26 protein-coding genes are annotated in these 23525 nt (G+C 41.4%); 7 read left to right on the forward strand and 19 right to left on the reverse strand.

Going from position 1 to position 23525, the window contains the following annotated elements; all coding sequences use genetic code 11:
* Positions 1-111 precede the first annotated feature (111 nt).
* Complete coding sequence (locus MHB67_RS14340; protein WP_024423281.1) at positions 112-2103, reverse strand: methyl-accepting chemotaxis protein; 1992 nt, start codon at positions 2101-2103, stop codon at positions 112-114.
* A gap of 125 nt (positions 2104-2228) precedes the next feature.
* Positions 2229-4220, reverse strand: a complete 1992-nt coding sequence (locus tag MHB67_RS14345) for a methyl-accepting chemotaxis protein (RefSeq protein ID WP_281236979.1) — start codon at positions 4218-4220, stop codon at positions 2229-2231.
* Positions 4221-4376: 156 nt separating this feature from the next.
* Between MHB67_RS14345 and MHB67_RS14350 the strand changes: the two genes are divergently transcribed.
* Positions 4377-5117, forward strand: coding sequence for a protein-glutamine gamma-glutamyltransferase (locus tag MHB67_RS14350; protein WP_024423283.1), 741 nt, complete (start codon positions 4377-4379; stop codon positions 5115-5117).
* 21 nt (positions 5118-5138) lie between these two features.
* On the opposite strand, the gene MHB67_RS14355 is transcribed toward MHB67_RS14350, so the two are convergent.
* From MHB67_RS14355 to MHB67_RS14380, 6 genes are all read right to left on the reverse strand, one after another.
* Positions 5139-5387 carry a hypothetical protein gene (locus tag MHB67_RS14355; RefSeq protein WP_024423284.1) on the reverse strand — a complete coding sequence of 83 codons (249 nt, stop codon included), beginning with the start codon at positions 5385-5387 and terminating at the stop codon, positions 5139-5141.
* A gap of 23 nt (positions 5388-5410) precedes the next feature.
* Positions 5411-6439: a nitronate monooxygenase gene (locus MHB67_RS14360; RefSeq protein WP_024423285.1), complete on the reverse strand. Its 1029-nt coding sequence runs from the start codon at positions 6437-6439 to the stop codon at positions 5411-5413.
* 16 nt (positions 6440-6455) lie between these two features.
* On the reverse strand, positions 6456-6857 hold the full coding sequence (locus MHB67_RS14365; protein WP_103131543.1) for a secondary thiamine-phosphate synthase enzyme YjbQ: 402 nt from the start codon (positions 6855-6857) through the stop codon (positions 6456-6458).
* A gap of 113 nt (positions 6858-6970) precedes the next feature.
* Positions 6971-8263 carry a hemolysin family protein gene (locus MHB67_RS14370; protein WP_024423287.1) on the reverse strand — a complete coding sequence of 431 codons (1293 nt, stop codon included), beginning with the start codon at positions 8261-8263 and terminating at the stop codon, positions 6971-6973.
* Between the two features lie 48 nt (positions 8264-8311).
* Positions 8312-8986, reverse strand: a complete 675-nt coding sequence (locus tag MHB67_RS14375; RefSeq protein ID WP_024423288.1) for a zinc metallopeptidase — start codon at positions 8984-8986, stop codon at positions 8312-8314.
* Between the two features lie 80 nt (positions 8987-9066).
* Positions 9067-9291 (reverse strand): hypothetical protein, encoded by a 225-nt coding sequence (locus tag MHB67_RS14380; RefSeq protein WP_024423289.1) that lies wholly within the window; start codon positions 9289-9291, stop codon positions 9067-9069.
* Between the two features lie 125 nt (positions 9292-9416).
* Between MHB67_RS14380 and MHB67_RS14385 the strand changes: the two genes are divergently transcribed.
* Positions 9417-10403 carry a potassium channel family protein gene (locus MHB67_RS14385; protein ID WP_024423290.1) on the forward strand — a complete coding sequence of 329 codons (987 nt, stop codon included), beginning with the start codon at positions 9417-9419 and terminating at the stop codon, positions 10401-10403.
* On the opposite strand, the gene MHB67_RS14390 is transcribed toward MHB67_RS14385, so the two are convergent.
* The 5 genes from MHB67_RS14390 to MHB67_RS14410 form a co-directional block, all read right to left on the reverse strand.
* Entirely contained in the window at positions 10400-10801 is a 402-nt protein-coding gene (locus MHB67_RS14390) for a YugN-like family protein (protein ID WP_024423291.1), read from the reverse strand. The genes MHB67_RS14385 and MHB67_RS14390 overlap by 4 nt on opposite strands.
* A gap of 30 nt (positions 10802-10831) precedes the next feature.
* Positions 10832-11050: a spore germination protein gene (locus MHB67_RS14395; RefSeq protein WP_024423292.1), complete on the reverse strand. Its 219-nt coding sequence runs from the start codon at positions 11048-11050 to the stop codon at positions 10832-10834.
* A 112-nt stretch (positions 11051-11162) separates the two neighbouring features.
* Positions 11163-12518 carry a glucose-6-phosphate isomerase gene (locus MHB67_RS14400; protein ID WP_024423293.1) on the reverse strand — a complete coding sequence of 452 codons (1356 nt, stop codon included), beginning with the start codon at positions 12516-12518 and terminating at the stop codon, positions 11163-11165.
* 126 nt (positions 12519-12644) lie between these two features.
* Entirely contained in the window at positions 12645-13817 is a 1173-nt protein-coding gene (locus MHB67_RS14405; RefSeq protein ID WP_024423294.1) for an iron-containing alcohol dehydrogenase, read from the reverse strand.
* A gap of 121 nt (positions 13818-13938) precedes the next feature.
* Positions 13939-15102 carry an iron-containing alcohol dehydrogenase gene (locus tag MHB67_RS14410; RefSeq protein WP_024423295.1) on the reverse strand — a complete coding sequence of 388 codons (1164 nt, stop codon included), beginning with the start codon at positions 15100-15102 and terminating at the stop codon, positions 13939-13941.
* Between the two features lie 144 nt (positions 15103-15246).
* Here MHB67_RS14410 and MHB67_RS14415 point away from each other — a divergent pair, with 144 nt between their 5' ends.
* Positions 15247-15483: a DUF378 domain-containing protein gene (locus tag MHB67_RS14415; RefSeq protein ID WP_003212952.1), complete on the forward strand. Its 237-nt coding sequence runs from the start codon at positions 15247-15249 to the stop codon at positions 15481-15483.
* 239 nt (positions 15484-15722) lie between these two features.
* On the opposite strand, the gene yugI is transcribed toward MHB67_RS14415, so the two are convergent.
* The 3 genes from yugI to MHB67_RS14430 all read right to left on the reverse strand — a co-directional run bounded on the left by yugI (position 15723) and on the right by MHB67_RS14430 (position 18008).
* Positions 15723-16115: a S1 domain-containing post-transcriptional regulator GSP13 gene (yugI, locus tag MHB67_RS14420; protein WP_008345795.1), complete on the reverse strand. Its 393-nt coding sequence runs from the start codon at positions 16113-16115 to the stop codon at positions 15723-15725.
* A gap of 198 nt (positions 16116-16313) precedes the next feature.
* Positions 16314-17507 (reverse strand): aminotransferase, encoded by a 1194-nt coding sequence (locus tag MHB67_RS14425; protein WP_024423296.1) that lies wholly within the window; start codon positions 17505-17507, stop codon positions 16314-16316.
* Entirely contained in the window at positions 17508-18008 is a 501-nt protein-coding gene (locus MHB67_RS14430) for an Lrp/AsnC family transcriptional regulator (protein WP_003213765.1), read from the reverse strand.
* A gap of 175 nt (positions 18009-18183) precedes the next feature.
* Between MHB67_RS14430 and MHB67_RS14435 the strand changes: the two genes are divergently transcribed.
* Positions 18184-19008 (forward strand): alpha/beta hydrolase, encoded by an 825-nt coding sequence (locus MHB67_RS14435; RefSeq protein WP_044332465.1) that lies wholly within the window; start codon positions 18184-18186, stop codon positions 19006-19008.
* On the opposite strand, the gene MHB67_RS14440 is transcribed toward MHB67_RS14435, so the two are convergent.
* Positions 19005-19265 carry a YugE family protein gene (locus MHB67_RS14440; protein ID WP_024423298.1) on the reverse strand — a complete coding sequence of 87 codons (261 nt, stop codon included), beginning with the start codon at positions 19263-19265 and terminating at the stop codon, positions 19005-19007. The genes MHB67_RS14435 and MHB67_RS14440 overlap by 4 nt on opposite strands.
* 83 nt (positions 19266-19348) lie before the next feature.
* Between MHB67_RS14440 and MHB67_RS14445 the strand changes: the two genes are divergently transcribed.
* Positions 19349-20524 carry a MalY/PatB family protein gene (locus MHB67_RS14445; RefSeq protein WP_122632096.1) on the forward strand — a complete coding sequence of 392 codons (1176 nt, stop codon included), beginning with the start codon at positions 19349-19351 and terminating at the stop codon, positions 20522-20524.
* Positions 20525-20857: 333 nt separating this feature from the next.
* Positions 20858-22150, forward strand: a complete 1293-nt coding sequence (locus tag MHB67_RS14450) for a HAMP domain-containing sensor histidine kinase (RefSeq protein ID WP_075621907.1) — start codon at positions 20858-20860, stop codon at positions 22148-22150.
* Here the strand turns inward: MHB67_RS14450 and MHB67_RS14455 are convergent, their stop codons facing one another.
* Positions 22151-22327: a hypothetical protein gene (locus tag MHB67_RS14455; protein WP_162860193.1), complete on the reverse strand. Its 177-nt coding sequence runs from the start codon at positions 22325-22327 to the stop codon at positions 22151-22153.
* A 91-nt stretch (positions 22328-22418) separates the two neighbouring features.
* On the opposite strand from MHB67_RS14455, the gene MHB67_RS14460 reads away from it, so the two are divergent.
* A complete protein-coding gene (locus MHB67_RS14460; protein ID WP_342492594.1) occupies positions 22419-22814 on the forward strand; it encodes a kinase-associated lipoprotein B in 396 nt (131 codons plus the stop codon).
* On the opposite strand, the gene kapD is transcribed toward MHB67_RS14460, so the two are convergent.
* A complete protein-coding gene (kapD, locus tag MHB67_RS14465) occupies positions 22811-23428 on the reverse strand; it encodes a 3'-5' exonuclease KapD (RefSeq protein ID WP_044332456.1) in 618 nt (205 codons plus the stop codon). The genes MHB67_RS14460 and kapD overlap by 4 nt on opposite strands.
* Positions 23429-23525: the final 97 nt, after the last annotated feature.

Consider the following 23525-nt stretch of genomic DNA (forward strand, 5'->3'; position numbering starts at 1 on the left):
TATTTTTCAAGGAATAATGTTCAATAAAAACAAAAAATAAGTATAATTGCCCATTTCTTTTGGTTTATCCAATAAAAAAGAGCCTCTAGCTGGAGGCTCTTTTCTTCCTGTCTACTCAACTTTAAATTTGCTAATTAAATCGCGTAATTCTTCTGCCATCGAAGAGAGTGTGGCAGAGGACGAGCTGATTTCTTCCATTGATGCCAGCTGTTCTTCAGCTGAAGCAGCAATGTCTTGAATATTTGCCGAGCTTTCACGTGATACGTCTGCAATCTCACGAACAGCCTCTGACACATGTGCAGAGCCTTTTGAAAGCTGAACAACGGTTTGATTCATTGTTTGAAGCTGGTTAGAAATTTCTTTTGTCATGTCAAAAATATTGTGGAAGCTTACTTTCGTTTGTTCAGTGAAGCTTAGGCCTGATTGAACTTCTCGATTCACCGCAGTGAATACTTCCTGGGATACGTCGATGTCTTGCACGATTTCTTTGATCAAATTCTCAATTTCTTTTGCCGAGTTGGCAGATTGAACCGCCAGTTTTCTTACTTCTTCTGCTACAACGGAGAAGCCTCTGCCAGATTCACCAGCTCTTGCTGCTTCAATCGCTGCATTTAGCGCAAGTAAATTCGTTTGATCGGCAATTCCATTGATGACACCGAGAATTTGGGTAATGTCTTTCGATTTACTTTCAAGTGCACTGATGACATTCTCTGCTTTTTTCACGGACTGATCAATGACATTCATTTGAGAAGCCGTTTTTTCAACAAGCTGGCCGCCTTCTCCTGCGATATCTGTTGATTTGATCGATGAAGCCGTAATAGATTCAGCCGATTCATTCATATGTTGAAGACCACGGTTCATTTCTTCTAACTCGACTGAGCTCAATTCGACTTTATCATTTTGGCTTTCATTTCCGCTGGAGAATTGTTCAATGGCTAGTGTAATATGCTCTGTTGCTTTACTTGTCTGTCCTGCGCTGGCAGTCAGTTCTTCTGATGAAGATGCGACATTTTCAACTGAAGTTTGAACGGCTCCAATGAGGGATCGCAATGAATCAATCATCGTATTAAAGCCTTTACCAACTTGTCCAATTTCGTCATCTGACTGAATCTGAAGCTTATCGCGTAAATCACCTTCGCTGACTTTTTTCGAGAAGCGGGCAAGATTGGATAATCTTTTTGAAATAGAGCGGACGATAAAGAAAATGAGGGTTCCTGCTACAATGAGTGTGACACTGAATACGATAATGGCAGTATTGAAAACGGGCTTTGCCGCTTCTTCTACTTCAGATACGAGCATCGTCCCTCCAATTTTCCAGCCGGTTAATTCATTGGTAACATATGCAACCTTTTTATCTGTTCCTTTGAGGGTATAGCTGCCGCTTCCTTCTTTGTTTTTATAAATAATACTGGCCAGATTTTCATTGACCTGACTTCCTGACTTTTGGGTTGGATCTGCTAAAACCGTTTTATCTTTCTCCATCATGAAAGCATAGCCTTTTTGCCCAATTTTGATTTCTTTTAGTTTTTGGAGCAGGCTGTCAATTTCCATATCAAGACCAATGACACCTGAACCATCTTTCGTTTTTTGGGCAATTGTGATCACCATTTTGCCTGTAGATGCTGCTACATATGGTTTTGTGATGACTTGTTTGCCGTTTTCTGCTTTCAATGCCTCTTGATACCATGGACGTTCTCTTGGATCGTAGCCATCTGGCATCTTTTGAACTGGGTATTGCATAAACAATCCCTTTTCAGAGCCTGCATAGATCGCAGATACATCCTTTTCATTAATTTTTCCAAATTGCTGTAATTCTTTAATGGTCGCATTTCTATTTTTTTCTTGAAGATTAGACGCTTTGAGCGAGTCTGAAAACAGTGTCACAGCATCTGATTTGTTGCCAATATTCTCATTGATTAAGGTATCAAATGCATTGACCTGACTCATCGCACTGCCCATAATCTGTTTGTCTAGTTCTGTCTTTGATGTAAAAAATGCACTAATTGTCAGTGCCACGGTCGGCAGGATAAGAACTACCAAGAAGGCAATGATTAATTTCTTTGAAATGGATGGTTTTTTGAACCATTGGATCATTTTTCCCATTTTAACTTTCCCCCTTTACTTCTCTAAAGTTATTATCGGATGAAAGGTGTATTTTTAGAGGCAGGAAATGAGGTTTAAAAATAAAAAAAATACCCAGACAATTCTGGATACTTTTTCATTATTATTTAATTAATTTTAAATTGACTTGTAAGCTCTTTTAATTCCTCTGCCATGTTGGCAAGTGTCACAGAAGAAGATGTGATTTCTTCCATAGATGCTAGCTGCTCTTCTGCAGAAGCCGCAATGTCCTGAATGTTTGCTGCGCTTTCTCTCGAGACTTGGCGCATTTCCTGCATCGCTTGTGAAACAAGCTTTGAACCGCTCGATAGGTCAATGGCTGTATCGTTTAATTGCGACAGTTTTTTCGACATTCCTTCTGCCGCCTCATAAATGTGCTGGAAGCTTTCTTTAGCTTCTTCTGTCATACCGAGTCCTGCGTTTACTTCTCGATTGACTGCTTTGAACATATCTTGAGATTTAGCAATTTCTAACACAATTTCTTGGATAAGCTTCTCAATTTCTTTCGCTGAATCTGCGGATTGGACAGCTAGTTTTCTCACTTCTTCTGCAACGACGGAGAAGCCGCGTCCTGATTCACCTGCTCTTGCTGCTTCAATTGCTGCATTAAGCGCAAGTAAGTTTGTTTGATCCGCGATGCCGTTAATGACATTTAAAATACTCGTAATATCTTTAGACTTGTATTCTAATTCTTTCATGACCTGTTCTGCTTCTTGTACAGATGTATCAATATGTTTCATTTGGCTTGCTGTGCTTTCAACAATGCGTCCGCCTTGACCAGCCGCCTCTGTTGATTGAAGTGAGACAGCAGCCACTTCAGATGAGGTTTGTGACATATCTTGTAATCCTTCGTTCATTGCCACAAGCTGATTCGTACTGGATTCGACTTTCTCGTTTTGTGCTTCATTTCCATTTGAAAATTGTTCAATTGACATCGTGATATGCTCTGTTGCTTGACTCGTTTGGCTGGCACTTGCCGTCAGCTCCTCTGAAGCCGAAGCCACGTTGTCGACAGATTGCTGTACAGCGCGAATGACGTCACGAAGAGATTCACTCATCTTGCTGAAGCTTCTTGTGAGGTCTCCTATTTCATCCTTCGATTTGGTTTCAAGGGTTTCTGTTAAATCCCCTTCACTCACCTTTTCTGAGAAATCAACAAGCCTTCTCAGTCCAATGGTGATCGAGCGAACGATGAAGAAGATAGCGACACCGCCAAGGATAAATGAAGTAATTAAAAGAATAATGGCAGAATTCCAAACTGGCTGTGCTGCTTCTTCTGTTTCTGATACAAACATCGTTCCAGCAATTTTCCAACCTGTTAAATCATTTGTGACAAAAACGATCCGTTTTTGTTCTCCTTTATTCTCATAAGTTGATGTTCCTTCTTTGCCGCTATAAAGGATTGATGAAATATTTCCTGTGACCTCAGATCCTGATTTTTCTTCTGGATGGGCTACAATTTGTTTGCTTTTATTTGCAATAATTGGATATCCTTCTCGTCCAATTTTAATTTCTTTGATTTTATCAACAATGTCTTGCACATCAATGTCGATTCCGATCGCTCCCGACCCGTCCTTCAGTCGCTGGGCAATCGTAACCACCATGCCGTTTGTTGTAGCAGAAATGTATGGATTGGTGACAACTGGCTCACCTTTTTCATCCTGCATCGCTTGCTGATACCAATCGCGTGTTGTTGGGTCATAGCCTTTTGGCATGTCTACTTTAGGAAACTGAATGAAATCACGATTTTTACTTGCTGCATAAAATCCAACTACATCATCTTCGTTGATTTTGCTGTATATTTCAAAATGCTCATACAGTTCGTCCTGGTTTTTCTTTTTAAAGTCTGCAGCAGTAGTTGTTTGAGTAAAAAGTTTCACCGCGTTTTCTTTATTCAAAAGCTTTTGCTCGATCATGTCATTCATATCATTGACTCTTGCTTTTGCTCCGTACATGATTTCATGATCTAATTCTTCTTTGGCAATCTGATATGAAATCGTACTAAGTGTAATGATTGGCAAGACGAGAACAAGTGTGAATGAAATAATCAGTCTTTTGGAAATCGATGGTTTTTTCAACCATTTTATTGCACTTTTCATGTTTTTCCTCCTTTTAAACGATATGTTTTATATCGGACATCTTCATAGTATTTTCATGTTTTTCAAATAAAAAGGATGCTATTTTGTTTATTTTCACAAATTGATTCCTTGCCCAAGCACCCTGCATACGCTAATACAAAAGGGGGCGCTTTTCATATGATTATCCTTTCAGGACAGCCAGTGACAAATGAACAGCTGGCATCGTTTCAGCTAGAGGGACAAAAGCGGAGCATTTTGATGCAGTTACAGGCCTCGAATGATACGTTCCGCTATAGGCAAGCATCTGATTTGCTATTTGAGGTCACTTTAAGATCAAACATTATGAATGCTGCAAGAGATTTGAATAAAAGCGGTGCCTCATTTGCCATCTTTCAAAGATCGCGTGCAAATGATGCGTTTTGGCGAGTATCGGAAGCAGGAGCACTAGAGCTGCGCTATCAAGTGGAGCCATCTAGAGGCATTAAAGACATTTTTGAAAATGGTTCAAAATATGCATTTGAATGTGCAACCGCAATTGTCATTGTGTTTTATATGGGGGTCTTGCAAACAGTAGGAGAGGAGAAGTTTAATCGAAGACTTCGCAGTTTAACATTGTATGACTGGCACTATGATACTTTGTCGATTTATACAGAGCGCGGGAATGATTTTATCTATGGGGATTGTCTATATTTCGAAAATCCAGAGTTTAGCTATCAGCAGTCGCAATGGCGCGGAGAAAATGTGATTTACTTAGGAGAAGATCAATATTACGGTCATGGGCTTGGAATTTTAACAGCGGCAGAAATTATCGACAAACTAAATAAGAGAAGACGGCCAGGTGCGGTTCAATCCGCTTATTTATTACCGCAGACTACACGGATGGATGTCATTTATCTCAGGCAAATGTTTGGCAGCTAAAAAAAGCCTCTTGTCTCTTGGTTATGACAAGGGGCTTTTGTATGCCTTGCGTTTACGATAATTTTGGAGTGTGCCAAGCATCGTGTTCGCAAGGACCTCCATTTCTTCTAAATCTTTTCTTGTAACCGGCGAGTCGTGCCGGCTCCATTTCACGTAGCGAACAAAATAGTAATGACGAATGGGCGTAAGGACAGCAGGAGAATGAGGGAAATCATCAAACCAAAATTCAATCTGGCCTTTTTTTCGGTAGGAATGTTTTAAGATGTCCATCCTGTCACACCACCATCATGATTTTATGTCTGCGTCAGTTCGTGCATGATGTCTTCAACGCTTAAAATCGAGTGAATACGTCCAACCCCCTGTCCTGCCCACAGAGCCATTTGATCAGGGTTACCGCCGGCAGCAGCTGCTTTTCGCATCGGTGTTGTGCATACATGCTGAACTGGATAAGGAAGAACCCGATCTTCATGCAGGCTTTCATCCTCCATCCACTGATTCACAATACCTCTCGCTCTTTTCCCAGAAAAAAGTCTGGTCACCCTTGTTTCACTGCCTTCTGCCTGTAAAATAGCCTTCTTATATACTTCTGCCGCAGCACTTTCCTTGCTGGCTAAAAACCGTGTACCGATTTGGACCGCATCCGCTCCAAGCGCCAGCGCTGCTTTCACACCTGATCGGTCCGTGATGCCCCCTGCTGCAATCAAAGGCACACGGCAGACCGGTTTGACATCAGAGATCAGGCTGATGAGTCCCAGCAGAGCGTCTCCTTTTGCACGTAAAAATGTGCCGCGGTGCCCTCCTGCTTCACATCCTTGCAGAACAATGACATCCATTCCCTTTTCCTCTAAAAGCAGTGCTTCTTCTTTTGTTGTGGCCGTTCCGATTAAAAAGATCCCCTTTTGTTTTAGACGGTGAATCGTTTGTTCTTTTGGACAGGCGAATGTAAAGGAAACAATCGGAACGTCTTCTTCCAGAAGAATGTTGATTTTCTGTTCAAAATCATCCCACAATTCTTCTTCGCTTGGCATCCTATGAGCTTCGGGCCATACAGGCAGTTTCCTCTCCCAAAATGCCACATCCTCTTTTTTCACATCAGGAATTGGCTCTGGTACAAACACATTGACCTGAAACAGGCGAGATGTCAGCTGTTTGACCTGTCTAATCTGCTGTCTCAAATCGTCAGGCTGCACATATCCACTTGCCAGGCTGCCAAGCCCTCCGTAATTTGAAACAGCGGCTGCCAGCTGCGGTGTCACAGCTCCTCCTGCCATTGGCGCTTGGATGATTCCATGTTCGATTTGCAACTTTTTGATATCCCCCATTTATTTCCCCCATCTCTTACTCGTTTGACATCACTTGTACATAAAAATGACGATGCCTCGGCCCGTCAAACTCACAGAAATAGATTCCCTGCCACGTGCCTAGCACAAGATCTCCATCATGAATGAGAACATGCTGAGACGCCCCCATATAACTCGCTTTCATATGTGCTGCCGTATTTCCTTCCATATGGCGATCCTTTGGATGTTTCCACGGAAAGACTTCATCCAGCCGGCGAAGCATATCCCGTTTCACATCTGGATCCGCATTTTCATTAATGGTGATCCCAGCTGTCGTATGTGGACAATAGACGATGACAGTTCCGTTTTGTATGCCTGTTTCCCTGACATATTGGAGAACCTCGTGTGTGACGTCGAGCATGTCATCGCGTCTGTCTGTTTGTACATTGATTTTTTTCATATGAGCTGCTCCTTTTTGACGTTTCTATAAAAACCATACCCTTTTTATGTGAAACAAATCTTCTTATCTAAAGTTTACCAAGCAAAAAAACCTCGTCAAGCAATGCGATGTTTTTAAGAAAAGTGAACCTTTTTGACTTCAATGGTTCGAATATGGTGGTCTTCAGCATCAATGATCGTAAATTCACAGCCTTCTGCTTCAATCGTATCTCCAATGTCAAAATCAAATTTATGCGTCATCATCCAGCCTGCAATTGTATCAACATCATCATTCTCAATGGCTAAATCCAATAAATCATTTACTTCATCAATCAATGCTTTCCCATCCATCACATAATGAAAATCACCTTTTTTAACGATATGAGGTGTTTCATCCTGATCATATTCGTCTCGAATCTCTCCGACAATTTCTTCTAATATGTCCTCTACTGTGACAAGTCCCGCTGTACCTCCGTATTCGTCTACAAGCACTGACATATGAATCCGTTCCTTTTGCATCAAAATGAGCAATTCTTGAACAGGGGTGCTTTCAATGACCCGGATCACCGGACGCATTAAGTCTTCAATCGATACATCTTGATTTAGGAAACTCGCCTTAAATACATCTTTGCTATTGATAACACCAATCACATGATCTTTGTCTTCTTTAATAACAGGGTAGCGTGTGTACCTTTCGTTCAGCATATAATGGGTCACGTCTTCTAAGGTCTGTTCAATCTCTATGGCTGAAATTTCTGTACGCGGGATCATGATCTCTCTCGCCACTCGGTTATCAAATTCAAAGATTTTATTCACATATTTGTACTCAGATTGGTTAATCTCACCCTTCTCATAGCTTTCAGATAAAATGAGTCGCAATTCTTCCTCACTGATCGCCACTTCATGTTCTTTGACAGAATGATAACCAAATAATTTCACGATGCTTCGTGCAGCCCCATTTAATGCTTTAATAAACGGGTACATGACTTTATAGAAAAAGATGAGTGGTTTTGCTGTCACAAGGCTGACGGCCTCTGCCTTTTGAATGGCAATTGTTTTAGGCGCGAGTTCTCCCACCACGACATGTAAAAACGTAATGATCACAAATGCGATGATAAACGAAAGGATGTCAGTCAATGCAGAATGAAGCCCGATTTTTTCAAACAGCGGATGCAGAAAATGCTCCACCGTCGGTTCACCCAGCCACCCTAGACCTAAGGCCGTGATGGTAATGCCAAGTTGGCAGGCGGATAAATATTCGTCGAGATTTGATATCAGCTTTTGAACATGGATGGCTCTCTTATCACCGCTTTCGATCAGCTGGTTGATTTTAGAGCCTCTAATTTTCACAATCGCAAATTCAGTGACAACAAAAAATGCTGTCGCAGCAATGAGTAATATGACTAAAAATACGTTTAAAATATACAAAAAAACCCTTACCTAACACTGGTAAGGGCTCACCTCCTCTGGCATCAATTAATCATTACGGCCATTTAGGAAGATCATTACAAAACGGAGCAATTCAAACAGGGAGACAAGGGCCGCTGCTACGTACGTCAGAGCTGCAGCATTTAACACCTTGTTCACGCCTCTTTCTTCACTGCTTCTAATGATTCCTTCTGAAACAATGATATCTTTTGCACGAGAACTTGCATTAAACTCGACAGGCAATGTCACAAGCTGAAAGAATACAGCTGCTGAGAACAAAATGATCCCAAGCCCGATTAAGTTAAGGCTGCTGAGCAAAATTCCACCAAGGAAAAGAAGCGGAGCAACACCAGATGCAAAGTTCACGACAGGAAAGATCTTATGTCTCAAAACAAGCGCACCATAGGATTCCTGATGCTGCAAGGCATGTCCAACCTCGTGTGATGCGACTGAAATGGCCGAAATGGAATGGCCGTAGTACACAGGTTCAGATAAACGAACCACACGCTGCGTCGGATCGTAATGATCAGTCAAAGTTCCTCTTACCGGTTCAACAGGCACGTCGTATAACCCGTTGCGATCTAAAATATATCGAGCGGTTTCAGCACCTGTTTTCATACTGGATGCTTCCACCTTTGAATACTTTTCAAAATTATTCTTCACTTTAAATTGTGCCCAAAATGATAATCCCAATGCGGCAAATGTTAAAAAATAAAAAAACAGCATGCTCATCAGCTTCCTTTTATTTTATATATTTATTTACAATTTTAATGACTTTTATGTACCATGTACAGCAAAAAGCACTAGGTCTTTTTCAGGGGGATAACCGCACCAATGAAAAAGAAGAACACACCTAAGCAAGCTGTATAAAAGGTTCCCGTACCATAAAGGTCTTGAAAAAAGTGCAGCCATGAAAAATCATTCATAAAATGATTCACAGCATTTAAATCAAACACGAGTAAGATGACAGCTGATGATAAAAAGTGCACACCAATAAAAAGAAGTACGGTCTTTTGAACAAACGACATTCGAATTCCCTCCTTCTTCTCCCTATTTTAAGATATGGGTTCTATTTCAATACATGACAAAGATGAAAAAATGTGTTCCCAATCGGGCATACTGACATTAGCAGTCTCCTGAAAGGAAGAGTCCGATGAAATCAAACCGTATCTTTATTGCTTGGCTAAGGTGGCCGCTTTATCTTCGAATTGCCATCATCATCTGTTTCTTGCTTCTCTTTTTTGGACAATTAATCGTTTTACTTGAACCGAAGCAGTATCATACGATCTTTGATGGAATCTGGTGGGCGCTCATTACAGTCTCTACGGTTGGTTACGGAGATTTTGTGCCGCAAACCATGCCAGGACAGGTGGCTGGTATGGCGCTCATCTTTATCGGAGCCAGCTTTGTCACCGCTTATTTTGCCACACTTGCCGCCGCTGTGTTCAGTAAGCAGCACCATTATGTTGAGGGCAAGGTAGCCTTTAAGGGAAAAGGACATCTCATTATCGTCGGCTGGAATGAGAAGACGAACAAACTTCTTCAGTCATTTCAAACGATTGATCCAGCTATGCCGATTGTGCTGATTGATGACTCCTTGAAAGAGGGGCCTCTTTTAGAGAATGTTCATTTTATTAAAGGACACGGAACCGAAGACGTCACACTGCGCAAAGCCAACATTACCAGTGCAGATGCACTCATGATTACCGCAGATCAGCATGAAAATGAAGTGACAGCCGATATGCAGAGTGTTTTAACCTTGCTTGCAGCAAAAGGATTAAATCCTTCGCTATATTGTTTAATTGAAATCTTAACAGATCGTTACGTGAAAAATGCCGAGCGTGCTGGTGCCAATCAAGTCATTCATACCTCTGATGCTGTCAATCATTTAATGGTTGAACATTTTCTGATAAAGGAACAACTCACAGCATTAACAAAAAAACGACAAATGACCTTGCATAAAAACGTTACCATCATACCTGTACCGGCTTCATTGGCTGGAGAAACCTTTTTAACAGCGCTGCATCATTTTTTAGAGCATCATGTGATCATCGTCGGCGTACAAAAAAAAGAAGGACCCATGATGAATCCTCCCTTTGGCTATGAGCTTCATCCAGAGGATGAACTGATCAGCCTTTAAAGCAGTGCGTCTTCTAATTCCTTGACGAGCGAAAAGCCAATCTCAGCATAAGCCTTTGATACATCCCCATCTTTCTCTTTTGGTTCTTGGAATTGGTTAAAGGATGCGCCCACATTTCCAACCATCGCATGATCATCTAACTTGTCTTGATATACATGCTTTAAGAGAAATGGATGTCCCATTTTCACCACAACACCAGGCTGATCGAGCTGGCCTTTCTCGGCTGTAAAAGGAACTCTGAGAAAGGTATAGCCATCACGGTTATCAATTTTATAATCAAAATACCCGTGATCATAATCCCAGTTCCCATTAATGACATAACCGAGCGGCTTCATCGTTTCTTCTAAATGGTAAAGTGAAAAGCTTTCACCAGGCAGCCTAGATGGTACATGAATCATACGAACCCCTCCTTTTTTTATTAGGGTTCGTTAAAGAGAGGAATTCATACATTTGCCTCTCGTGATTTGTACATTGTTTGTAAACGCGGCATCAAATAAGCTTTGATTGGTTGATTGATTCGTCTCGTTATCACTGCCGGAACCTGCTGTTTCCTTCGTAGCACTTTTAGAACAAATGCGTCCGACATTGCCAAAGTTCACGATTGCCTGGCCAGAAATATCATGAATATAAATATGATTCGTCCTCATTTTTCACCCTCCTCCATTCATTATTCTATGTACAGAACATAGGAAAGCTTGCACAGGAACATGAAGAAAATAAAAAAGGCACACCCTTATGAAAAGGTGTGCTTTTTCATTCTTATGATTGTTTCAGGCGGCTTTCAAGCTCTGCTTTTTTCTCTTCGAAGCCTGGTTTTCCTAGTAAAGCAAACATATTTACTTTATAAGCTTCTACTCCAGGCTGATCGAATGGGTTGACGCCTAGTAAATATCCAGACATCGCACATGCTTTCTCAAAGAAGTAAACAAGGTATCCGAATGTATAAGCATCCATCTCAGGAATTGTCACGATGAGATTCGGTACTTTTCCATCTGTATGGGCAAGCATCGTTCCTTCAAATGCTTTTTTATTGACGAAATCAACCGTTTTTCCTGCTAGGTAGTTCAAGCCATCAAGGTCTTGTTCTTCTGCTTCAATCACAAGCTCATGTCGAGGCTTGTCTACATTCACGATTGTTTCAAACAAGTCTCTTCTTCCTTCTTGAACATATTGACCAAGTGAATGAAGATCTGTTGAGAAGTTAGCAGATGAAGGATAGATTCCTTTTTCATCTTTCCCTTCACTTTCACCAAATAATTGCTTCCACCATTCTGCGAAATATTGCAGGCCTGGCTCATAGTTAATCAGCATTTCAATCGTTCTGCCTTTATTGTAAAGGACATTGCGGACGACAGCATATTGATAAGCCGCATTTTCAGAAAGCTCAGATGAAGCGAAGTCTTCGCTTGCTTTTGCCGCACCTTCCATCATCTGATCAATGTCTGCACCGCTCACAGCGATTGGCAAAAGACCGACTGCTGTTAATACAGAATAGCGTCCACCAACATCATCAGGGATGATAAATGATTCGTAGCCTTCTTCAGTTGCTAATGTTTTTAATGCACCGCGTGCCTTGTCAGTTGTCGCATAAATACGTTTTTTCGCTTCTTCAGCACCGTATTTTTCAATGAGGAGCTTTTTAAAGATGCGGAACGCAATGGCTGGCTCTGTTGTTGTACCAGATTTTGAAATCACATTAATGGAGAAATCTGCATCTTCCAATAGATCCATCACATCTGTTAAATAAGAAGAACTGATGTTGTTTCCAATAAAAATGATTTGCGGTGTCTTGCGCTTGCCTTTTGGCAAAGTGTTATAGAAAGAATGGTTCAAAAATTCAATCGCCGCACGTGCACCTAGATATGACCCGCCGATTCCCACGACGAGCAGGACGTCAGAGTCAGACTTAATTTTGTCTGCACTTTTTTTAATGCGGGCAAACTCTTCGCGGTCATATTGCTTCGGCAAGTCCACCCAGCCTAAATAGTCACTGCCTGCACCCGTTTGTTCATGAATATTATGATGGGCTACCTTCACAAAATCTTTTAAATATGTAAGCTCATGTTCTTGAAAGAAAGGTAACGCTTTCGAGTAGTCAAATTGAATATGTGTCATCGCTTGTAAGCCCTCCATTACGTTAGTTCTGTCCCTTTCACTTTAGCGGAACTAGCTATTGAAATCAAGTGATCGTCACTGGCATAGCAAAAAGCCGCTTCTCTGGATGAAAAGCGGCAATCTGGATTATAAAGAAGCTTTCAAAATCGCTAGAATATCATCACGGTTAAGTTTCATAAAGTTTCCAAAACCACCGTATTCCATTTCTTTTGCTGCAATGTCGGCAATTTTGTCCAGCTGATCCTCACCAATGTCATAATCAGCTAAACGGCTTGGTGCACCAAGGCTAGTCCAGAAAGCTGACAGTTTGTCGATTCCTTCTAATGCGATGTCACGATCTGATTTTCCTTCTGTTTCGATGTCAAACATGTTCAGCATAAGGTTTTTAAAGCGTTCCACATTATGATCGAGCGTGTGGCGCATCCAGTTTGGGAAGAGAATAGCAAGCCCACCTGCATGCGGAATGTCATAGACAGCCGATACAGCATGCTCAATCGTATGGGACGCCCAGTCGCCAAAGTAACCCATTTGCAGCGTGCCATTTAAAGCAATCGTTCCTGCATAGAGAATCGTTTCACGATGCTCATAGTTTTGTAAGTCTTCCAGTAGTTTTGGTGCTGTCTCGATGACCGTTTGAAGAACAGCAAAACACATCCGGTCCTGTAAAGGCGTGTTTTTCACATTATGGAAGTATTGCTCAAAAACGTGGCTCATCATATCGACCATACCATACACCGTCTGGTTTTCTGGCACAGAATACGTATGCTCAGGGTCTAGAATTGAAAAAGCAGGGTGAGTGACAGAGCTGCCCCACACATATTTTTCATTCGTTTCCCAGTTTGTGATGACTGAATCCGGGTTCATTTCTGAACCAGTTGCTGCAAGTGTCAGCACTGTGCCAAACGGCAGCGCTTTTTGAGCGGTTGTTTTCTTTGAAATAATATCCCACACATCACCGTCATACTCTGCTCCGGCTGCTATCGCTTTTGTACAGTCGATCACACTGCCGCCGCCAACGGCTAATAAGAAATCAATGTTCTCCTTTTGGCAGATATCAATTCCCTTTTTCACTGTTGTGAGGCGCGGGTTTGGTTCAACGCCAGACAGCTCAAATACTTCAGCATCTGCTTCTTTTAACGCACTGATGACTTTGTCATAAAGACCATTTTTCTTAATGCTGCCGCCACCATATACAAGTAACACTCGTTTTCCATAACGAGCGAGTTCGCTTTTGAGTCCTTCTAACTGTCCTTTTCCAAACATCAATTTTGTTGGATTATAGTAAATAAAATTCTCCATCTGTTGAAACATCTCCTTACAACGAATATATCCAAAAACATGAAAGACTACTGTAACATATGTACACGATGAACTCAAAAAAAGATAACTGCCCGCAAGCAGCTATCCCTTTGTTGTTCAATTATAAAGAAGCGTTCAAAATGGCTAAAACATCTTCTTTGTTCAGCTTTTTAAATTGACCAAATTCACCGCGTGCCATTGCACGGTCTGCAATTAAATCAATTTTCTCATCGTTGATGTCATAATCCGCCAAACGGCTTGGTGCACCAAGACTTGTCCAGAAAGCTGACAGCTTGTCGATTCCTTCTAAGCCAACTTCTTCGTCTGTTTTGCCCGCAGGATCTACATCGAATACACGCACCGCTAATTGTTTAAAACGGCCTGGGTTTTCTTGAATCACATGTTTCATCCAGTTCGGGAACAAGATCGCAAGACCGCCTGCATGAGGAATATCATAGACAGCAGATACTGCATGCTCAATGTTATGAGATGCCCAGTCACCACGTGCCCCCATTGAAAGCATGCCATTAAGTGCAATTGTGCCAGTGAATAAAATCGTTTCACGCAGCTCGTAGTTCTCTAGATCGTTGATCAACTTCGGTGCCGTTTCAATGACAGTGCGAAGAAGTCCTTCACACATACGATCTTGATAAGGTGTATTTTCTGTGTGATGGAAATATTGTTCGAACACATGTGACATCATGTCAACCATGCCATAAATCGTATGGTTTTTAGGCACAGTGAATGTGTTAACTGGATCAAGAATAGAGAATTTCGGGAAAACTGCTGGACTTCCCCAGCCATACTTCTCATTTGTTTCCCAGTTTGTGATAACTGATCCTGAGTTCATTTCAGAGCCTGTTGCCGCAAGTGTTAACACTGTACCGAACGGAATAGCTTCCATTGGGACGTGTTTGCGTGTCACGATATCCCAAGCATCTCCATCGTACTTCGCACCAGCTGCGATTGCTTTTGTGGCATCAATGACACTGCCGCCGCCAACTGCCAAAATAAAATCAATGTTGTTCTCTTTGCAAAGCTCTACCCCTTTTCTTACTGTTGTTAAGCGCGGGTTAGGCTCTACACCAGCAAGTTCAGTGATTGCAGCTCCTGATTCTTTTAGGATGCTGACAACTTGGTCATAAAGGCCGTTTCGTTTAATACTGCCTCCACCATATACAAGTAATACGTTTTTTCCGTAGTGTTTGAGTTCATCTGAAAGGGCTGATACTTCTCCCTTTCCAAAAATTAATTTCGTTGGGTTCCAATAAGTAAATCGATCCATGTGATCTCCTCCTCGCGCTACATTATGCGCCTCATTCATTCCAAAAGTAAAGTAATTTGCTTTCATCCATTTTCTTACGCATAGTTTGGCTAAAAATCTGCAAAATATAAATGTATTGATGCTGTAGCGAAAGGAGGAATCACGATGAGTGCTATTCAGCGTATTGCCCTCGTGCTCACGATTATCGGTGCTATTAACTGGGGACTAATCGGCTTTTTTCAATTTGACTTAGTAGCAGCGATCTTTGGCGGACAAGGTTCTGCATTATCACGTATTATTTATGGTCTTGTTGGAATTGCAGGTCTTGTCAACCTTGGTCTGTTGTTCAAACCAAGCGAAGAAGCTGTTCGCCGTGACGAGCCGAACCCAGAAGTTCGTTAAATAAAAGGACATAAAAAAGGCTGCCTACATGAGGCAGCCTCAGCGTGTAGACAAACCCTCGCATTCTTTGTCAGGTCTGCGCGCTGGTGCTCACGAATTCTAAATTCGCTCCAGTGCCCGCCATTCCTAGACTTCAAAGGTTTTCTATCACGCTGAAAAAAAAGACAAAGGGCTAAAATCAAGATCATTTTAGCCCTTTGTCTACAATCTAAGGCACCGTTTGAAGCGGTGCTTTTTTATTATTTCTTGATAAGGTCTTTACGGTTTGATTGCTCAATCCACTCTTCAAGTTTATCTTTAAGCGTATTGAAACCTTGTGGTGCAGCAGCTTCTTCTTTCACTTGCTGTGGTCTTTGTTTCTTTGGTTTGCTTTCTTTTCTTTCAGGTGCTTCTTGTGTCGCACGGATAGAAAGGCTGATTTTACCTGCATTTTCATCAACAGAAAGAACTTTTACTTGTACTTCGTCACCAATTGAAAGGTGCTCGTTGATGTCTTTTACAAAGCCATGTGTTACTTCAGAAATATGCACAAGTCCTTGAGTTTCTTCATCTAATGCAACAAACGCACCATACGCTTGTAATCCTGTTACTTTACCAGTGTAAACACTGCCTACTTCAAACTTTGTCGCCATGATAACAACTCCTAAATAAATGTTTTAATATTCGTTTATACGCAATTAAAAACTATATCACAGAACGGGCAGTTACGCAAAATATTTTTTAAATGGGTTTAGATGAGAACAAAAGGGGGAATACCTGAAAACAAGAATGCTTTCTAGTATTCCCCCCTAATTTGTGAGGCATGAGTCCATTTGGATTGATGCCTTTTTTTATTTTAATATGGCTGATGCTTCTTCCTTCACTTGTCGAGCCTGCAAAAAGCGCTGAATTCTTGAAAGTGATTCCTGAAGATGATCAAGTGACGAAGCATATGAACAGCGGATATGACCCTCACCGCTCGGTCCGAATACATTCCCAGGAACAACAGCGACTTTTTCACTTAGGAGCAGCTCCTCAGCAAATTGTTCTGATGTCATGCCTGTGCTTTTAATCGATGGGAACGCGTAAAACGCTCCGTTTGGCTGATGGCATGTGAGTCCTAGTTCATTCAGGGACCCGACAAACAAATTACGGCGTCTTCTGTAGCTTTTCTTCATTTTCTCTACATCTTCAAGCCCATTTTTTAATGCTTCTTCTGCCGCATATTGTGCCATCGCCGGTGCGCACATCATAGAATATTGATGTATTTTCAGCATGGCATCCCGCAGTACAGGTGGTGCGGCCACATATCCTAAACGCCAGCCCGTCATGGCAAACCCTTTGGAAAAGCCTGAAATCAAGATCGTTCTTTCCTTCATATCTTGAATAGCTGCGACGCTTGTAAAAGCTTCATCGTACGTCAGCTCTGCATAAATCTCATCCGTAATAATGAGCAGGTCATGCTCTTTCGCAAATTGAGCAATATCTTCAAGCTCTTCCTTTGAATAAACAGACCCAGTCGGATTTGATGGCGAGCAAAGCAAAATGGCTTTTGTCTTCGGCGTCAGCTTTGTGCGAAGATCAGCAGAATCTGCTTTGAAATCTTTTTCAGCGGTTGTACTTAAATAGACAGGCACTCCGCCTGCTAGTGTCGTAAGGGCCCCGTATGCTACGAAACAAGGCTCTGGAATGATCACTTCATCCCCGCTGTTTAAAATCGCACGAAAGGCCAAATCAAGTGCCTGGCTTCCGCCAACTGTAATAATGAGTTCTTCTTCTGGACTGTAATCAATGTGAAACCGCTTATATAAATAGTGGCTCAGTTCTTTTCGCAAAGAAATTAAGCCTGCATTCGCCGTATAAGAGGTCAGCCCTTGTTCTAATGACATAATACTTGCTTCTCTGACATTCCAAGCTGTCACGAAATCCGGCTCGCCGACACCAAGGGAGATAACCCCTTCCATTGTGGCAGCCAAATCAAAGAATTTCCGAATACCTGACGGCTGAATGCTTTGTACCGTTTCAGATAAATAAGACTTTTTCATTTAAGGAGACACCACGATTCTTTTGTCATCGTCTCCTGTTTCAAACACTTTCCCATCATGTTTATATCTTTTCAAAATAAAGTGGGTAGTTGTTGAAACAACGGAATCAAGTGTCGATAATTTTTCAGATACGAAGCGGGCAATATCAGACATTGATCTTCCGCGGATCACAACGGAAAGATCGTAAACACCTGACATGAGATAGACAGACTCCACTTCCTGAAACCGATAAATCCGTTCAGCAATTTCATCAAATCCGACGCCTCTTTTTGGTGTCACTTTTACATCAATCATTGCTGTAACGCCTTCATGACCATCCACTTTTCGCCAGTCAATCATGGTTGAATAATCAATAATAACTTTTTGATCTTCAAGTTTTTGAATGATGGCTTCGGCTTCTTCTGTTGTCACGCCTGCCATTTTTGCAATTGTATTTAAATCGGCGCGGCTGTTTTCATCTAAAATCTCTAATATTTCAGTTTCTTTTTCTGTTAGTTTCATTTGATTTCACACCTCAGATTATAAAAGCTAGTTTTAAAAAATCTTCTGAACATTATAGCACGTTTTTCCCATTATGCTAAGCAGGGAAAAGATTCTAATGATAGCTTAAAATCCACTTTTTAGGGTACAATACAGTCACCTAACAGAGAGAGTATCAAGTATCGGAGTGAAGAATGTGGACATTGTTCAGCCAGCTTATATGAAAAGTGCATTCGGTTTAGATATCTATTACGAGCACTATCCAAATGAAGGCAAGAAGACATTGATCTTAATTCACGGTCTCTTCTCTTCTACCTTCAGCTATCGAAAGCTCATCCCGCTTCTGAAACAGGACTTCAATTTAATTGCGATTGATCTGCCGCCATTTGGACAGTCCGAGAAGTCGAATACGTTTATTTACAGCTATCGCAACATGGGGAAAATTATTATAGAGCTAGCTGGTTATTTACAGATTCAGCATGCAATTCTAGTGGGCCATTCAATGGGCGGACAAATCGCCTTATACGCTGCTACTGAACGGCCGGATCTATTTGAAAAGGCGGTTCTATTGTGCAGCTCAGGCTATTTGAATAAGTCAAAAAGATCACTTGTTTACAGCACATATATTCCTTATTTTTATCTGTATCTAAAAAGAAAGCTTTTAAAGCAGGGCATTATGAAAAATTTAACGGCTGTTGTGCATGATCATTCCATCATTGATCAAGAGATGGTCGACGGATATTTAAAGCCATTTTCAGATGATCAAATCTTTCGGGGGATATTTCGTTTGATTCGGCACCGGGAAGGAGATTTAACCTCGGACGTTTTAAAGAAAATGGAAACACCCGTGCTGCTCATTTGGGGCGAGGAAGATCGAATCGTTCCCATTCAAATAGGCGAAAGACTGCACAAAGATCTGCCAAATTCGACCTTACATGCATTAAAAAAAACCGGGCACCTCATTCCTGAGGAAAATCCGGTCTTTGTGTCTGATCAAATCGGACATTTCAGCCTGTCTTAGCGTGAACAGGAGCTGCTGTCTCGTATGACAAAAAGCTGATTTGCTATATGCTGACAGCTCTCTATCGGAAGAAGCTGTTCAAATGAGTGATGGTAGATGGCTTGAATCTCTTTTGCTAAAGATAACGGGTCTTCTGCGTCGTATAATGCACTGATGACGTCAGCAGGCTCCGTTTCATAAAAATCCTCTCCATAATGAAAAGGGTCCCATGCCTTAATGAATTGAATCATCTCTTCTACAGCTTGACTATCTTTCATCGGTATCACCGCTTATAATAAATTTTGTGATGTTTATTTTAGCACAACCAAGAATGGTTGAAAAACAGCTAGAGGTGGGTTTCATGAATTTCGACGAACAGATCATACGTAAAGGTTCAAAATCAGTGAAATGGGATCAGGCAGAGTCTTTGTTCCTGACAACAGATGCCCTTCCGATGTGGGTGGCCGATATGGATTTTAAAGCACCGCAGGTCGTCCTTGATGCATTGAAAGAGCGATTAGATCACGGTGTGTTTGGCTATGCATTTCAGGATCAGGATACGCAGCAGGCAGTCGCTGGCTGGCTCAAAAGAAGACATGGATGGACAATCCAGACAGATGCCGTCACCTTCACACCAGGAATCGTAACGGCACTTAGTTTTGCTGTTCAAGCCTTTACAGCACCGCACGACGAAGTAGTTATACAGTCACCAGTGTATACACCTTTTTATCAAATGATTGAGCGAAATGGACGTACAGTCTCAACCAATCCTTTAAAAATAGAAAACAACCGCTATATGATGGATTTTGATGATTTAGAGAAAAAACTGAGCAGACCACAAGCAAAGCTCATGTTCCTTTGCCATCCGCATAATCCGTCCGGAAGAGCATGGTCAAAAGAAGAATTAAAGCGAGTCGGAGACCTATGTGTAAAACATGGAGTCACAGTCGTTTCAGATGAGATTCACTCGGATTTGATGCTTTACGGAAAGCAGCATGTGCCCTTCGCCAGCCTTTCTGACGACATTGCACATATCACGGTAACGTGTATTGCGCCGAGTAAAACCTTTAATCTAGCGGGGCTCCAGGCCTCTGCTATTATCATTTCAGATGAAGAAAAAAGAACCCTTTTCAACAATGAAGTGCAAAGAAACGGACTGTCCAAACTGAATGCCTTTGCGATTCCAGCGATGGAAGCTGCATACCGACACGGGGATGAGTGGCTTGATGCCCTTGTTCTTTATCTCGAAGGCAATATGAAGACGGCGATGGACTATATCGACGAAAATCTTCCAAATATGCGTTATATGAAACCAGATGCTTCTTATTTATTGTGGCTGGACATTCGGGATTATCAATTCAGTCAAGCGGAATTGAAACGGAATCTGCTGAAAAAAGGGAAAGTGATCCTAGAGCTTGGCCACGTGTACGGACACGAAGGAGACGGCTTTATTCGGATGAATCTCGGCTGTCCTGCTGCAACAGTCAGAGATGGACTGCAACGTCTCCACCAAGCGTTCACGCTATCAGCTGAATAAGACCTATACGATAGAAAGAACATCCTAACGGGTGTTCTCAGCGTGTAGACAAACCCTCGCATTCTTTGTCAGTCCTGCGTGCTGGTGCTCACGAATGTCAAATTCGCTCTGCAAAAGTAACTGTCCTTCCTAGATTTCAAAGGTTTTCTAACACGCTGAAAAAAAGAAGACAAAGGGCTAAAATCAAGATCATTTTAGCCCTTTGTCAACAATCTGAGAACATCCTAACGGGTGTTCTTTTTAAAGAAAAAAACCCTCCTTTTATCATATCTACTTTGTACATGAAATGATATAATGAGAGGAATTACAATTATTTACGAGGAGAGCATTTAAATGGAAATGTTCAAGGATTTTCTGCTCCATGTATCTTTTATTCTATTTCCAATCTTTTTATATCATGCGCTATGGTTAAGCCGGACCCCTGCTCATTTCCCAAAAACGAATAAACTGCTCATCACAGTATTCGCATCCATCTCTTCAGCACTATGTATTATGTATCCAGTTGGTTCGATTTTAGATTTGCAGACTGGGCTTCAATCCATTCCCCTTGTGCTTGCTATTTTATACGGAGGATACATGGCGGGGATCGTTGCCATCTTGATAAGCATCATTGTCAAATTCGTGATGTACGGCTCTTTCTTATGGATTGGACTCATCGTTGTCCCAATTTACTTTTTTATCCCATTCCTGTTCTACCGAAAATGGCATCAATATTCGAAGCCAAATAAGCTGTTTTACGGAGTGCTTATCGGTTTATCCAAAGGATTCTTTATTTACATTGGACTGCTTGCGGTCAGCTTAATGGCATACAGCCCAGCTTTTATTATGCAGCAAAAGCTCCTTGAGTTATTTTTCTCAACTCTTTACTACATATTCTTTCTTGTGCTCAGTATCTATTCCATTGAATTCGTTAAGGAAAATGCGGAAATGAGATCGCAGCTTGTCCAGTCAGAAAAACTGACCATTGTAAGTGAACTTGCTGCAAGCGTTGCCCATGAAGTACGCAATCCGCTGACAGTTGTGAGAGGCTTTATTCAATTGCTCTTTTCGAGTGATCATACAAAAGAGCCACCTGCCAATAAAGATTATAAAAATCTCGTTCTGTCCGAGTTAGACCGGGCGCAGGACATTATCACGAGTTATCTTGACATTGCAAAACAAAACTATTATCAAATTGAATCTCTTAATCTCTCTAAATTACTTGAGGAATGTGCATCACTGATGACATCCTATGCGAATTTTAAATCGGTCACGATTCATCAATCCATTGAACCTGACTTATACATTCAAGGTGACGTAACGAAGATCAAGCAAGTCATGATTAATTTAATCAAAAATGCAATTGAAGCAGCTCCTGAACATGAAGGGAAAATTGAACTTTTTGCTTCAAAAGAAAATCATAAAATCTGCCTTTATTTCGTTGATAACGGTGTAGGTATGACAGAAAGTCAGATGAAAAAACTCGGCGAACCCTATTACACACTTAAAAATAAAGGGACTGGACTTGGGCTGACAGTGACTTTTTCAATTATTGAAAATCACCATGGAACGATTCGTTTCAAAAGCTCGCTGCAGTCTGGAACAACCGTCACCGTGAAATTTCCTGAAGATACAAGAAGAAAATGATTAATCCATTTTTTTTGTTCTTTTTTCATCTATCCGCTCCTGCTTCTTAGACGCACGAACGATGAGACGAAAACAAATAAACGCAGCAATAAAGAAAATCACCGTGGTGATAGCCGCTGGGATGTACTCCCTTTTATCTTCAGGAAAATATAGTAGAAAAAGTACGATGAATGACATCTCGCCATTCCCCCTTTTGCTCGTTTACTTCACTATATTGGCTAAAAGAAATGAAATACCTTCCTATGAGAAGGAAATGGAGGAATTTCACATGACAGACATTCAAATTGGACAAGTTGTGAAAGGTTTTTATAAAACAGGTGTATACGTTGGGGAAGTGACAGCAGTGAAACCATCGACCTATCTCGTTCAAGTAAAAGCCGTTCTGACACATCCCACTCAAGGCGACCTGCATCATCCGAAAGAAGCAGACGTGCCTTTTTTCCAAGAAAGGCGGGCTTTGGCCTATAAAGAACAGACAAATATCCCTCATCATATGGTGAAGCCTTATGATGGCGATATCCCTGATTATGAAGAGACACTGAAAGAAGCTGTAGATAAATTGAAACAAGCACTCCGTGCGGATGATTCCAAATGGGCTGAAAAATCAAGAGCATGCCTATCTTCTCTTGAGAAAGATTATTTTCCAGAAGACGTCCGCCGCTAATCAGCCGAATCAAAAAAATGTGAGAAATCGATCAGCTCACCAATTTTGGTTGTTTGCGGATTTTCCACATAGGCTCTATCTTTTTCAAAAAGGGTGAACAGCTGATAAGTCGTCATGGCATCATCGAGTGCTTTATGATGCTTACCAGCTCCTTCACTGCCGTATTCCTTTGCTGCTTTTCGAAGCCCTGTCAGTGTGCGGTCACCAAAAAAGGTTTTATATTCAAAGGCCAGGTCCCTCAGCTTCCCCTTAAAAGGAAAGGCAATGTGATTGAGCATACAATTTTGCTTCAATACCTTCATGTCCATGTTGCCCCACGTAATAATTTCACAATTCTCTCCCCCATCAAGTGACACGAGCTTCTCGATAAATTCCTCAAATGAAATTCCGCTCTCTACATCCTCCTGCGTAATTCCGAGGAAAGATTTACAGCGCTTCGTCAGCTTCGGGAACTTTTTCGGTTTGACGTAGCTAGAGAATGTGTCTATGATCGTTTCATCTGCTGCTTTCACTACCCCAGCTTCAATAATTTCAGGAAAAAAATTTTGCGGATGATATTTTCCATCAGGCATCGTAAATTCAAAATCGACCACAAGCACCGTCTTCTGTTCCACCAGTTTTCACCTCACTTTTTCGTCAGCTTTTCATTCTCATACCATTATATTAAGACGGACCTTGAAATCACTTCATTTTTGTGAAAATAATGCAGAT

Source organism: Bacillus sp. FSL H8-0516 (genome assembly GCF_038635285.1).
In the GTDB taxonomy this organism is placed as follows: Bacteria; Bacillota; Bacilli; order Bacillales; family Bacillaceae; genus Bacillus; species Bacillus safensis.